At 65.7% G+C, this 13,910-nt stretch carries 8 protein-coding genes; 3 read left to right on the forward strand and 5 right to left on the reverse strand.

The window, feature by feature from the left end:
- Window positions 1–70: 70 nt before the first annotated feature.
- Together ACO06P_RS06830 and ACO06P_RS06835 are read right to left on the reverse strand one after the other, a co-directional pair.
- Entirely contained in the window at window positions 71–1,978 is a 1,908-nt protein-coding gene (locus ACO06P_RS06830) for a PHA/PHB synthase family protein (protein ID WP_420349254.1), read from the reverse strand.
- A gap of 167 nt (window positions 1,979–2,145) precedes the next feature.
- Window positions 2,146–3,960 (reverse strand): M3 family oligoendopeptidase, encoded by a 1,815-nt coding sequence (locus tag ACO06P_RS06835; protein WP_420349255.1) that lies wholly within the window; start codon window positions 3,958–3,960, stop codon window positions 2,146–2,148.
- Window positions 3,961–4,136: 176 nt separating this feature from the next.
- Here ACO06P_RS06835 and ACO06P_RS06840 point away from each other — a divergent pair, with 176 nt between their 5' ends.
- Together ACO06P_RS06840 and ACO06P_RS06845 are read left to right on the forward strand one after the other, a co-directional pair.
- The gene (locus ACO06P_RS06840) at window positions 4,137–5,933 is read left to right on the forward strand and encodes an AMP-dependent synthetase/ligase (RefSeq protein ID WP_420349256.1); all 1,797 of its coding nucleotides are present in this window, start codon (window positions 4,137–4,139) and stop codon (window positions 5,931–5,933) included.
- 256 nt (window positions 5,934–6,189) lie between these two features.
- Window positions 6,190–6,708, forward strand: coding sequence for an acyloxyacyl hydrolase (locus ACO06P_RS06845; protein WP_420349257.1), 519 nt, complete (start codon window positions 6,190–6,192; stop codon window positions 6,706–6,708).
- A 30-nt stretch (window positions 6,709–6,738) separates the two neighbouring features.
- Here the strand turns inward: ACO06P_RS06845 and phhA are convergent, their stop codons facing one another.
- Entirely contained in the window at window positions 6,739–7,542 is an 804-nt protein-coding gene (gene phhA / locus ACO06P_RS06850; RefSeq protein WP_420349258.1) for a phenylalanine 4-monooxygenase, read from the reverse strand.
- 136 nt (window positions 7,543–7,678) lie between these two features.
- Window positions 7,679–8,752 (reverse strand): 4-hydroxyphenylpyruvate dioxygenase, encoded by a 1,074-nt coding sequence (gene hppD, locus ACO06P_RS06855; protein ID WP_420349259.1) that lies wholly within the window; start codon window positions 8,750–8,752, stop codon window positions 7,679–7,681.
- 421 nt (window positions 8,753–9,173) lie between these two features.
- Between hppD and ACO06P_RS06860 the strand changes: the two genes are divergently transcribed.
- Window positions 9,174–12,659, forward strand: coding sequence for an indolepyruvate ferredoxin oxidoreductase family protein (locus ACO06P_RS06860; RefSeq protein ID WP_420349260.1), 3,486 nt, complete (start codon window positions 9,174–9,176; stop codon window positions 12,657–12,659).
- A 120-nt stretch (window positions 12,660–12,779) separates the two neighbouring features.
- Here ACO06P_RS06860 and ACO06P_RS06865 read toward each other — a convergent pair whose 3' ends face one another.
- Window positions 12,780–13,847 (reverse strand): alpha/beta hydrolase, encoded by a 1,068-nt coding sequence (locus tag ACO06P_RS06865; protein ID WP_420349261.1) that lies wholly within the window; start codon window positions 13,845–13,847, stop codon window positions 12,780–12,782.
- Between the last annotated feature and the right edge of the window lie 63 nt (window positions 13,848–13,910).

Here is a 13,910-nt window from a genome sequence, read left to right on the forward strand (position 1 = left end):
GCCCAAGGGGCCCAGAAGTCCAGTGACAGTCTCCCGTCGCCGCGCCGGAAGCCAGGGTTTCCGCCGTTGTTTACCGCTCGTGCACGTAGCGGCCCGGTGCGTCTTCCAGAGCCGGGAGGCCGGCCTCCGGCCGGCCCAGCGGCGGCGGCGGACCGGGCGGCCCGGAGGGCTCGGCCAGCCAGGACTGCCAGGCCGGCCACCAAGAGCCCTTGTGGACAGGCGCCGAGGCGCGCCAGCGCTCGGGGTCGATATAGCCCTCGTGGTCGTGCATCCGGGTGATCTGATAAATCCGCCGCGGATGGCCGGGCGGGGTCACGATGCCGGCGTTGTGGCCGCCGCTGGTCAGCAGGAAGGTGACCTCGCTGTCGGTCAGCAGCACGATCTTGTAGACCGAGCGCCAGGGCGCCACATGGTCCTTGGCGGTGCCGAGGGCGAAGACGGGCACCTTGATGTCGCCGAGGGTCACAGGGTGGCCGTCCACCGGATAGCGGTTCTGGGCCAGATCGTTGTTGAGGAAGAGGCGGCGCAGATACTGGGTGTGCATGCGGTAGGGCATGCGGGTGGCATCCGCGTTCCAGGCCATCAGGTCGGTCTGATCGCGGCGCTGGCCGAAGTAGTAGTCGTGCACCATCCGCGACCAGATGAGGTCGTTGGAGCGCAGCAGTTGAAAGGCGCCGGCCATCTGGCTGGTATCCAGATAGCCCTGCGACCACATGATGTCCTCCAGGAACGTGAGCTGGCTCTCGTCGATAAAGAGCATCAGCTCACCGGCCTCGGTGAAGTCGGTCTGGGCCGCCAGCAGGGTCATCGACTGCAGGCGATCATCGCCATCGCGCGCCATGGCCGCAGCCGCAATGGCCAGCAGGGTTCCGCCCAGGCAGTAGCCGACCGCGTGGACCTTGCTGTCGGGAACGATGGCAGTCACCGCATCCAGCGCCGCCATGACGCCGAGACGGCGGTAATCCTCCATATCCAGGTCGCGGTCTTCGGCGCCGGGGTTTCTCCAGGAGACGGCGAAGACCGTGTGGCCGGCCCCCACGAGGTAGCGGATCAGCGAGTTCTGCGGCGAGAGATCAAGAATGTAGTACTTCATGATCCAGGCCGGCAGGATCAGAACCGGCTCCGGACGGACCTCCTTTGTCGCCGGGCTGTACTGAATCAATTCTATCAGGTCGTTGCGGTAGACGACCTTGCCCGGCGTGATCGCCAGATTGCGCCCCGGTTTGAAAGCCTCCGTCCCCGCCGGGCCGTGGCCGCTGATGCGCCGCTCCCAATCCTCCAGCGCATTCAACCAGCCCCGATAGAGGTTGGCGCCGCCCTGGGCCAGGGTTTCCTGCAGCAGCAGCGGATTGGTCACCAGGTAGTTGGAGGGCGCGTGCACGTCCAGCAACTGGCGCAGGGTGAAGGAGACCACGGCTTCGTGGTGCCGGGAAACGCCGCGCACGCCACTGGCCGCCTGCCGCCACCACTCCTGGGCCAGCAGGAAACTCTGGCAGTAGAGGGAAAATGGCAGCCGGTTCCAGGCCGGATCACGAAACCGCTTGTCGCCGCGCGCCGGGGTAATGGGAGCCGGACCGGACGCACCGGCCAGACTGCGCGACGCCGCCACGGCAAACCGCAGGGTGGCGGACCAGGCGGCTTCGGCAAGCTCGATCCGTTTGCCGGGCGCCAGGGCGAGATGCGCCCACCAGTCGGTGAACGCCAAGCCCAGTGCCGCGGGGGAAATCCCTGCGGTCATGCGCGCCAGGCCGGCATGCAGCATGCGGTCTATGGCCTCGCCGCCGAAGAGGCCCGCCAGCGGTACGGCTGGCGAAACCAAGTCCTCCGCGGAAGCGATGCCGACCGGATGGCCGGCGACGTCCGGCAGGCGGTCCGGGTCCGGCGCTTCGGTCGCCGTATCGGGCGCCGACAGGGCCTTGCCGTCCTTGGTGACGAGTCGGGGTATTTCGGAGCCGGGCGTATCAGGGGTCGCAGTCACCGGAGCCTCCAAGCGGCCAGAGCTGCGGTCGCGGACCGCTCCAGCGGCAGGGCGGAGAGCGGCGCGACCTTACGGACCCGATTTAACCGCAAACCCGACGAAGACGCTTTGAGCCACATCAGCCCGGACCGCCGGACAGAAGCCGGGGCTCCGGGATGCGCAGAGGCCTAGTCCATGTCTTCCAGCTGATCGATGAAGCTTTCGACGAGGGACAGCCCGCGGTCCCAGAACGCCGGATCGGAGGCATCGAGCCCGAAAGGCGCCAGCAACTCGCGATGACGCTTGCTGCCGCCGGCGCCCAGCATCTCCAGGTACTTCTCGGCAAAGCCCTGTTCGGCGTCCTGATAGACCGCATAGAGCGAGTTCACCAGACAGTCGCCGAAGGCATAGGCATAGACGTAGAACGGCACATGGATGAAGTGTGGGATGTAGGCCCAGAAGTGCCTGTAGTCGTCATCGAAGGCGATGGCCGGGCCCAGGCTGGTGCGCTGGGTTTCCAGCCAGATTTCGCCCAGCCGGTCGGGCAGCAGCTCGCCGGCGCGTCGTTCGTCATGCACGCGGGTCTCGAACTCGTGCATGGCGATCTGCCGCACCACCGTGTTCAGCATGTCCTCGACCTTCGAGGCCAGCATGATCTTGCGGCGCTCGGGCCTGCTTTCGGCCTTCAGCATCGCCTGGAAGGTCAGCATTTCGCCGAAGACCGAGGCGGTTTCGGCCAGGGTCAGCGGAGTATCCGCCATCAGATGGCCCTGCGGCGCAGCAAGGACCTGATGCACGCCGTGCCCCAATTCGTGCGCCAGGGTCATCACGTCGCGGGCCCGGCCCTGATAGTTCAGCAGCAGATAGGGGTGGGCCGAGGGAACCGTGGGATGGGCGAAGGCCCCGGGCGCCTTGCCCGGACGGACCGGGGCATCGATCCAGGACTGATCGAAGAAGCGCTTGCCGATGGCCGCCAGCGCCGGCGAGAACTCGGCATAGGCGTCGAGCACAAGCTGCCGCGCGTCCTGCCAGGGAATCAGCCGGTCGTCGTCCTGCGGCAGCGGCGCGTTGCGGTCCCAGTACGGCAGGGCCTCGACGCCGAACCACTTGGCCTTCAACGCGTAATAGCGGTGCGACAGGCGCGGATAGGCGCGGTGAACGGCCCCGACCAGGGCATCGACCACCTCGTCCTCGACGAAGTTCGCCAGGTTGCGAGGCGACACCGGGCGCGCGAAGCTGCGCCAGCCGTCCTCGATCTCCTTGTCCTTGGCCAGGGTGTTGGTGATCAGCGAGAAGACGCGCATGTTCTCGCCCAGCACCCGGCCAAAGGACTTGGCCGCCTCGCGGCGCGCCTCGGGTTCGCGGTCGGTCAGGCGGTTCAGCACCTCCGCCGAGGTCAGGGTCTGGTCGCGAAAGGGAAACCTCAGGGCCGCCATGGTCTCGTCGAAGAGCCGCGTCCAGGCGGCTCGTCCGGCGACATGCTTTTCGTGCAGCAATCGCTCGGCCTCGTCCGAAAGCTGGTGCGGGCGCATGGCGCGCAGATCGCGCAGCCAGGGCGCGTAGCGGGCCAGGCCCGGCGCCTTCAGCTTCTCCGCCAGCGCCGATTCGTCCAGCCGGTTGAGTTCCAGGCTGAAAAACAGGAGTTCGCTGGAGATGGCCGTGGAGCGCTCCTGCATACTCTGAAAGAAGCGCGCAACCTCCGGATCGGTCATGTCGCCGGAATAGACCAGCTGCGCGTAGCTCATAATGCGGCCGAGGCTCTCCTGGATCTCCTCATAGGCCGCGATCGCCGCGCCCAGGGCCTCCCCGTCGAGCGCGGCCAGACCGCCGGCGTAGCGCTTCCTGAAGGCCTGGGCGCGCTCCTCGCTGCGCATCAGGTCCCGGCCCAGTTCGTCGGACTCCGGCCCGCCGTAGAGATCGCTCAGATCCCAGGCGGGAAGCTCTCCCAGGGCCTCATCAACTACAGGTTTTGCGTCCACGTCACCACCCCAGCGCTTGACCATGAGGGTTCCCACCACTAAATCCGGCCGACACAACAGCTTGACCCCTTGCGATATAGATCGCAAATACTGGGGAACCAAGGATAAAGGCGCCGCGCTGGAATTAGGGCGGAACGGTGGCGCGAACACAAGGACGAGGGCGCAGCGCAGGGGCGGCGAGGCTTCCCAAAGGAGACACCATGGATTTTACGGCTTGGCCGTCGCTGACCGCGATGTTCTTCGAGCAGGCGGCCGCGCGGGGCGACAAGAACTTTCTGTGGTCGAAGGTTGACGGCACCTACCGTCCCCAGACCTGGGGCGAGGTCTGCGCCCAGGTCAAGGACCTGAGCCGGGGGCTGCGCGATCTGGGCCTGGAGCGTGGCGACCGGGTGGTTCTGGTCGCGGAGAACCGGCCGGAATGGCTGGTCGCCGATGTCGCCGTTATGGCCGCCGGCGGCATCACGGTGCCCGCCTACACCACCAACCTGCCCGGCGACCATCTGCACATCCTCAGCAACAGCGGCGCGGTCGGCGCCATCGTCTCCACGCGGGCACTGGCCAAGAAGCTGATGCCCGCCGTCCTGGATGCGCCCGACTGCCGCTGGGTGGTGGCCATGGAGGACCTGCACCAGGGCCAGGCGGGCCCCAAGGCGGTGCATCACTGGGACGCGGTCACGGAGCGCGGGCGCGCCCAGCCGGACGATGTTGAAGACTATGCCGCCGTCGCCCAGCGTGGAGAGACCGCCTGCATCATCTATACCTCCGGCACCGGCGGCGTGCCGCGCGGCGTCATGCTCAGCCACGGCGCCATGCTGTGCAACTGCATGGGCGCCTATGATCTGCTGGTGAAGGTCGGCCTCGGCCACGAGGTTTTCCTGTGCTTTCTGCCGCTGTCGCACGCCTACGAGCATACCGCCGGTCAGTTCTTTCCCATGACCATCGGCGCGGAGATTTATTACTCGGAAGGGGTCGAACACCTGCTGCGCAATCTGGGCGAGGCAAAGCCCACAATCCTCACTGCCGTGCCCCGGCTCTACGAGTCCATGCACCTGAGGATTCGCCGCGGCATCGAAAAGCAGGGCGGCTTCAAGGCCAAACTCTTCGCCAAGGCCGAGGAACTCGGGCGGCGGCGCTATCTCGCGCCGGAGAAGTTGACCCTGCTGGACCGCATCCAGGACTTTTTCCTGGAACGGCTGGTGCGCCAGAAGATCCGCGAGCGTTTCGGCGGGCGGATCAAGGCCATCGTTTCCGGCGGTGCGGCCCTCAACTTCGACATCGGGCTGTTCTTCACGGCCCTGGGCCTGCCGATCCTGCAGGGTTACGGACAGACCGAGACCGCCCCCGTCGTCTCGGCCAACCCGCCGTGGAAGGTCAAGCTCCACACCGTCGGGCCGCCTTTCACGGGGGTCGAAGCCAAGATCGCGGAAGACGGCGAAATCCTGATCCGCGGCGAGCTGGTGATGAACGGCTATTGGCGCGACGAAGAAGCAACGGCGCTGGCCATGAAGGACGGCTGGCTGCACACCGGCGACATCGGCAAGATCGATGACGATGGCTATCTCATCATCACCGACCGCAAGAAGGACATCATCGTCCTCTCCGGCGGCGACAATGTCTCGCCGGCGCGCGTCGAGGGCATCCTGACCCTGCAGACGGAGATCACCCAGGCCATGGTCTATGGCGACAAGCGCCCCAACCTGGTGGCCGTGCTGGTGCCCGACGAGGAGTTTCTGGTCGGCTGGGCCAAACAGCATGGGAAAACGGCCGACCAGGCAGTCCTGGCCGAAGACCCGGACTTTCGCGCCGCAGTCGGGGCGGTGATCGACAAGGTCAACGGCGAGCTTTCCCCCTTGGAGAAGATCCGCCGCTTCGCCATCCTGCCGGAGGCCTTCACCGTCGAGAACCACATGATGACCCCGACCCTGAAGATCCGTCGCCACAAGATCCGCGAAGCCTACGGCCCGGTGCTCGAGGGGCTCTACGAGAAACGGGTGTAGGGTGGCCGGCAGAGGCGGTGGGTGAAACCCCCACCGGGGTCCACGCATCCGAGAACCAACGCCCGCCAGGTGACAGGCCCCAGAGGACAGGCCCCAGATGACAAGCCAGTCTCCGCGCCGCCGGCCGGCGCGATTTTTGGATACTGGATCGCGGGAACAAGCTGTGACATAAGGGAACTTGGCGAATCGCCCTTCCGGCAGGTTGGACGGTTTGGCTCTGTCGGGAACCGTTGTGAATTGGGGGATTCCAAAGGTGATGAGACGCTTGGCGCTCGTGGCCGCGCTGTTCTGTTTGGCCGCTTTCAGCTTCAACCAACGTGCAAACGCGCAGGTCGCCCTTAACGAAACCCCGGCAGTAATCAGCGCCGCCGTCGGCTGGTTCGACCTCGTCCAGGACGACGATCAGGCTGTGGACTTCCGCCTCGAGTATCGCCATGGAGAGGATTTCTTCTTCCTGAAACCCTGGGGCGGCGTGGAAGTCACCACCGACGGCTCGGTCTGGGCCGGCATCGGCGTCCTGATGGATGTCATCTTCTTTGAGGATTTCATCGTAACCGGCAGCATCGCGCCGGGCTTCTATGAGGAAGGCGACGGCAAGGATCTCGGCAGCGCCTTCGAAATCCGCAGCCAGATCGAGCTGGGCTACCAGTTCGAGAACCTCTCACGGGTCTCTCTGGGCTTCAGCCACATCTCCAACGCCAGCGTCGAGGACGACAACCCCGGCACGGAGATCCTCAGCCTCTACTACCACCTGCCACTGGACGCGATTTTCTAGGTCGCATCCGCACAGGCAAAGCGGTTTCCTTTACGCCGCGCCCGCTTCTTCCTTTGGCGGGAAGGTCGGCGGCAGGGACTTCAGGCGCTTGGCCTCGTCCATGATCGGCACGAGATCGCTGGTCACCAGGTCGTAGAGCTGCTGGGCAGACTCGATCACGTAGTAGACGCTCTGGAAGATATCGATACGGTAGGGCGTGCGGAACACGGTCAGCGCATCGAAGGGCCGGCGTTCCGGCTTCGGGCTTTCGACTGCATAGGGCGTCTCCCCGGCCGAGGAAGCGATCCCCGCGCCATAGATGCGCACCCCCTCCTCCGTGCGGATGAGACCGAACTCCACCGTGAACCAGAACAGCCGCTGCATCATCCAGATGTAGGACTTGTCGAGCTCCAGCGCCTTCTCGCCGTACTTCTGCAGGAAGTCGGCGTAGGTCGGCAGGGTCAGCATCGGGCAGTGGCCAAAGATCTCGTGAAAGACGTCCGGTTCCTGCAGGTAGTCGAACTCCTCGCGCCGGCGGATGAAGGTCGCCGCCGGAAACTTGCGCTCGGCGAGCAGGGTGAAGAAGCGCCTGGGCGAGATCAGCGCCGGCACTGCCTCGACGCCGAAGCCGCTGATCTCCTGCAGGCGGGCGTTGACGTCCTTCAGCTGCGGCACCCGGTCGCGCGGCAGGTCCAGCGCCTCCAGTCCCTTCAGGTATGCATTGCAGACCCGGCCCGGCAGCAGCGCCTCCTGGCGCGCGTAGAGATCGCGCCAGACCGTGTTCTCCTCCGCGCTGTAAGCGATGATCCCATTCTCGTCCGGGATTTTGGATTCGTAGCTGGTCGATTTCGCCATGGTCCTTCCTCCTTCCCGTTCCCGGGAAGCGTCGTTCAAACGAAGCGGGCACCGACCTGACGCTGAAGCTTGCCTGATGTATGAGCTTGACAGCAGCGTCGTTACCCAAAGGTTAATCCAGCGGATCCCGCGCCCCTCACGCCTCCGCCTTCAAGACGCCGCGGCGGATCTGGTCTTCCTCGATGGAATCGAACAGCGCCTGAAAGTTGCCCTCGCCGAAACCTTCGTCGCCCTTGCGCTGGATCAGTTCGAAGAACACCGGGCCGATGACGTTGCGGGTGAAGATCTGCAGCAGCCGACCACCGTCTTCCGTCGGCGCGCCGTCGATGAGGATCTTGTTGGCCGCGAGGCGGGCCAGATCCTCACCATGGCCCGGCAGGCGGGCATCCACCTTTTCGTAGTAGGTGTCCGGCACGCCGGACTGAAACTCGACACCCTGGGCGCTCAGCCGCTCCACCGAGTCGTAGATGTCATCCGTACCCAGCGCGATGTGCTGGATGCCCTCGCCCTTGTACTCTTCCAAGTACTCGGCAATCTGCGACTTGTCGTCGGCGCTTTCGTTGATGGGAATGCGGATCTTGCCGCAGGGGCTGGTCATCGCCTTGGACTTCAGGCCCGTCAGCTTGCCTTCGATGTCGAAGTAGCGGATCTCGCGGAAGTTAAAGAGGCGCTCGTAGAACTCCGCCCATTCCTTCATGCGGCCGCGATAGACGTTGTGGGTCAGGTGGTCGATGTAGGTGAGGCCCGCACCCGGCGGATGCTGATCGACGCCCGGCAGTGGCTTGAAATCCACATCGTAGATGGAGCCGTTGTCGCCGTAGCGGTCGACGAGGTAGATCAGCGAGTCGCCGATGCCCTTGATGGCGGGGATGTTCAATTCCATCGGCCCGGCGCTCGACTCGACCACCCAGGCGCCCAGGTCCTCCGCGCGCTTACAGGCCGCCGCCGCATCCCTGACTCTGAAGGCGATCGCGCAGACCGAGGGGCCGTGCAGCAGGGTGAAGGCCTGAGGAAACCCCTCGCCCTCCGCATTCAGGATGAAGTTCACATCGCCCTGGCGATAGAGCGTCACCTCTTTGGATCGATGCTTGGCGATGGCGGTGAAGCCCATGGTCTCGAACAGCTGGCCCAGGGCCGGCGGGTCCGGCGAGGTGAACTCGATGAACTCGAAGCCATCGGTCTGCATCGGATTTTCCCAATGGTCCGCCATGGCAGGTCCTTTCGTCTCTCTCTTTGTGCTCCCCGGTCGCAGCGCAAGCGGCGATCAATCATCATCCGGCGCGCGACAACTCTTTGCCGGCACCACTAGACCGGCAGGATGTAACCATCAATATACCCTCAATATAGGCGCGCCCGAGGGCGCATTGAATGGGTTGCGCGTGCAGCGAAGCGCGTCGCGCTCATGCTGCACAGCAGCATTATGTGCAGCGGCAGACTCCGGTCTTGGCATTTCTTTCGTCTGTCGCGGAGGGCGCATTGCGATATGATCACTGCGGTTTTCAGATTCGGTTTTTCCTTGCTTTCTTTCGCCGCGGCCGCCGCCTGAAATTGTTATTTAGGTCAGTATATATTACCTTTTTTGGAGTGCCCTCCGGGTTCACGGCGCCGTAACAGCAAGCAGGATCTGTGGCATGGCTTTGCAGGCGGTATCCCTCGACGACAAATACGCCCTTGAGCGCGGGCAGGTTTTCCTAACCGGTACGCAAGCGCTGGTGCGCCTGCCGATGATGCAGCGGCAACGCGACCTCGCCGCCGGGCTGAACACGGCGGGCTTCGTCACCGGTTACCGCGGATCGCCGCTGGGTGGCGTCGACCAGCAGATGGGCCGCGCGGCGCCGTTCCTGAAACGGCATCACATCCACTTCCAGGCAGGCGTCAACGAGGACCTGGCCGCCACGGCGGTCTGGGGCAGCCAGCAGGGCGAACTCTTCGGCGACAGCAACTACGACGGCGTCTTCGCCATGTGGTACGCCAAGGGCCCGGGTGTCGACCGCTCCGGCGATGTGCTGCGCCACGGCAACATGGCCGGCGCCGGGCGTCACGGCGGCGTGCTGCTGCTGGCCGGCGACGACCATACGGCCAAGTCTTCCACCACCGCGCACCAGTGCGAATACACCTTCATGGATCTCATGATCCCGGTGCTGAACCCGGCTGGTGTGCAGGAATTCCTCGACCTCGGCCTCTACGGCTGGGCGATGAGCCGCTTCTCCGGCTGCTGGGTGGGGTTCAAGACCATCGGCGAGACGGTGGACTCCTCCGCCAGCGTTTCCATCGACCCGGCGCGCAACCCGATCCTCCTGCCGGAGGATTTCGAGGTTCCGGCGGGCGGCCTGCAGGTCCGCTGGCCGGATACGCCGCTGCAGCAGGAAGAACGCCTGCACCGCGACAAGATTTACGCCGCCCTGGCCTTCGCCCGCGCCAACAAGCTGGACCGGACGGTGCTCGGGGCCGAGAAGCCGCGCTTCGGCATCGTCACCGCCGGCAAGGCCTACCTCGACGTGCGCCAGGCGCTCGACGACCTTGGCATCGACGAGGCCCGTGCCGCCGAGATCGGTCTGGCCGTCTACAAGGTCGGCATGTCCTGGCCGCTGGAACGCGAGGGCATCCGCCGCTTCGCCGAGGGGCTGGAAGAGATCCTGGTGGTGGAGGAGAAGCGCGCCATCATCGAAAACCAGGTGAAGGAGCAGCTCTACAACTGGCGCGCCGACGTGCGCCCGCGGGTCGTCGGCAAGTTCGACGAGAACGGCGACTGGATCCTGCCGTCCATCGGCGAGCTGACCCCGGCGCGCATCGCCCGGGCCATCGCCAAACGCATCGCCCGTTTCCATTCCAGCGAGGACATCGACCAGCGCCTGCGCTTCCTGGCGGACAAGGAAGAGTCCCTCAAGGGCGAGCAGACGCCCATGACCCGGGTGCCCTACTTCTGCTCCGGCTGCCCGCACAACACCTCGACCCAGGTGCCCGAGGGCAGCCGCGCGCTCGCCGGGATCGGCTGCCACTACATGGTCCAGTGGATGGACCGCAACACTGACACCTTCTCCCAGATGGGCGGCGAGGGCGTGGCCTGGGTCGGCCAGGCCCCCTTCTCCAAGACCAGGCATGTCTTCGTGAACCTGGGCGACGGCACCTACTTCCACTCCGGCATTCTGGCGATCCGCGCGGCCATCGGCGCCGGGGTGAACATCACTTACAAGATCCTCTACAACGACGCGGTGGCCATGACCGGCGGCCAGGCGGTCGACGGCCCGCTCGATCCGGCCATGATCACCCGGCAGGTCGCCGCCGAGGGCGTGCAGCGCATCGTCGTGGTGACCGACGAGCCGGACAAGTACCCCATCGGCACCAACTGGGCGCCCGGCGTCACGGTGGAGCACCGCGACCGCCTGGACGCGATCCAGAAGGAGCTGCGCGAGGTCGAGGGCGTCACCATCCTGCTCTACGATCAGACCTGTGCGGCGGAGAAGCGTCGGCGCCGCAAGCGCGGCCTCTTTCCCGACCCTCCCAAGCGTGCCTTCATCAACGATCTGGTCTGCGAGGGCTGCGGCGACTGCTCGGTGAAGTCCAACTGCGTCTCGGTGGTGCCGGTGGAAACCGAGTTCGGCCGCAAGCGCGCCATCGACCAGTCGTCCTGCAATAAAGACTTCTCCTGCGTGAAGGGTTTCTGCCCCAGCTTCGTCTCCGTGCACGGCGGCAAGATCCGCAAGATGAAGCCGCTGTCGCAAGGACCCAAGAGCGACGCCGACATCTGGGAGCACCTGCCGGACCCCCAGGTCCCGGCCCTGGATAGCCCCTTCGGCATCGTCGTCACCGGCGTCGGCGGGACCGGCGTGGTGACCATCGGCGCGCTGCTCGGCATGGCCGCCCACCTGGAAGGGCGCGGCTGCTCCGTCCTCGACATGGCGGGTCTCGCGCAAAAAGGCGGCGCGGTGGTGAGCCACATCCGGCTCGCCCCGCAGCCGGAAGACATCCACGCCGTGCGCATCTCCGCCGGCGGCGCCGGGCTGATCCTCGGTTGCGATCTGGTGGTCGCCAGCGGCTTCGAAGCGCTGTCAAAGATCAAGCAGGGCGAAACCCGCGCCGTCATCAACAGCCACCAGGTGATGACCGGCGACTTCACCCGCAATCCGGACCTCGCCTTCCCCGGCGGCGAGCTTGAACGGCTGATTGCCGAGGCCAGCGGCCCCGGCCAGGCGGACTTTATCGACGCAACGCGCATCGCCACCGCCCTCTTGGGCGATTCCATCGCCACCAACCTCTTTATGCTGGGCTACGCTTGGCAGAAGGGCCTGGTGCCCTTGAGCGCCGAGGCGATCAATCAGGCGATCGAGCTGAACGCAGTGGCCGTGGAAGCCAACAAGCGGGCCTTCCGCTGGGGCCGGCGCGCGGCTCACGACCTGGCTGCGGTGGAGCGCACGGTGACCCCGGCCGAGGAGCCGCAGAGCCACCATCTCTCCCAGAGCCTGGAAGAGATCATCCGGCGGCGCGTCGACTTCCTCACCGGCTATCAGAACGCCGCCTATGCAAAGCGCTACACGACACTGGTCGAGCGCCTGAAAAAGGCGGAGGGCGAGAAGGCACCGGGCTTCTCCGGCCTCGCCGAGGCGGTGGCGCGCTACTACTTCAAGCTCCTGGCGGTGAAGGACGAGTACGAGGTGGCACGGCTCTATGCCGGCCCGGAGTTCGCCCAGAAACTGAACGAACAGTTCGAAGGCGACTTCAAGCTCTCCTTCCATCTGGCGCCGCCGCTCTTCGCCAAGCGCGATCCCGACACCGGAGAGCTGCAGAAACAGGAGTTCGGCGCCTGGATGCTGCCTGTCCTGCGCACAATGGCGAAGCTGAAGGGTCTGCGCGGCACGGCGCTCGATATCTTCGGCTACTCCGACGAGCGCAGGATGGAGCGCGGCCTGATCCGCGACTATGAGACGCTGATGGAGGAGATCGCGGGCAAACTGACGCCGGACAACCACGCGCTGGCGGTGGAGCTGGCTTCGATCCCGGAGAAGATCCGCGGCTACGGCCACGTGAAGGAAGCCCACGTGAAGACCGCCAAGGCCTGCGAAGCCGACCTGCTGACCGCCTTCCGCGATCCGGCCCAGCGCCAGACCGCCGCGGAGTAGACGCGGGACCTACCGCATGCTTCGAGACGGCCCTCGCGGGCCTGCTCAGCATGAGGCGTGATCTAAGGCCTCATCCTGAGGAGGGCTGAAAGCCCGTCTCGAAGGATGACACGAAGAGCTCTACGTTAGGCGCCAGTAGCCGCCGATGTCGTTTTCGCGGCGCTCCTCGTCTTCCAGGAAGTCCTCGTCGAGCTTGCCGTTCAGCACCTCGACCATGTCCTGGCGCACCCGCGCGTTGTTGCGGAAGTACTGATGGCCGGTGGGATCGGCGGCCCAGGCGTTGGCGCCGCGCGACTCCCAGATGACCTTCGGCGCGACGTTCACAACGGCCACCTTGTCCGAGAGTTCGGCTTTCCGGCGCGGCCCGCTGCGGCCCAGGCGGTCCGGGTTGCCCATGGCGTAGTCGCTCGCCTTCAAGGCCAGGTCCTGGTGATTGTAGTAGACCGTCAGGCGCCGGCAGCCGCGCAGCAACGGGGCGATCTTGTGGCGCGCCTGCACCGTGTCGTCGTCCTCGTCGGCGGCGGTCAGGATGACCTCATCCAGCAGCGGCGGAATGTTGTCGCCGACGAAGGTGCGCATGGCCTGGACCGCGCCGCGGATCGCCCAGTTGCCCATGGAGTGGCAGAGCAGGTGGATGCGCCCGTCGCAGCGCTCGGCGCGCGGCGTGTTCCGGATGAAATCGGTGGCCTTGAGGATGGCCCGGCCCAGCGCGCTGCCGGAGGCTTCGGCCCGCCTGCGGTCGTCGGCGTAGGTGCGCCGCCCCACCCCCGCCCCGGCAGAGGGCCAGGAAAACAGCAGCAGCGTCATATCCTTGCCACCGGCTGCCAGCCACTGCTGGAGCTGCGCCGCGCGGCCCGCCGCCTCGCGAAAGGTGTGGTCGTAGCCATGCACGAAGATCAGGGCATCGCCCTTCTTCAGCATGTCCTGCCGCACGGCATCGAAGATCGCCGCGCTGCCGAGCTTGGACTTGCCGGCATCGTCCCGATCCAGCCGCTCCGCCGCCAGGGTGATCTTCGCCTTGTCCACAAAGGCGCCGAGATCTTTTTTGAAAAGGTCCTCACCGGAGAAGGCCACCTTTCCGAAGCGCAGCTCGTCGATGTTGTCGGGATGGAACGCCTCCCCGATCTCCGCATCCTCGCCGCCCTTAACGACCTTGCGGTTGGTCGCAAAGTAGATCGTCACCGCCATGTCTTGGTCTTCCCCTGGATTTGGTCGTCTGCGCGCTCTCCAACGCAGCGCGAGCCTAGCAGT

This window comes from Pelagibius sp., from assembly GCF_965227505.1.
Taxonomy (GTDB): domain Bacteria; phylum Pseudomonadota; class Alphaproteobacteria; order Kiloniellales; family Kiloniellaceae; genus Pelagibius.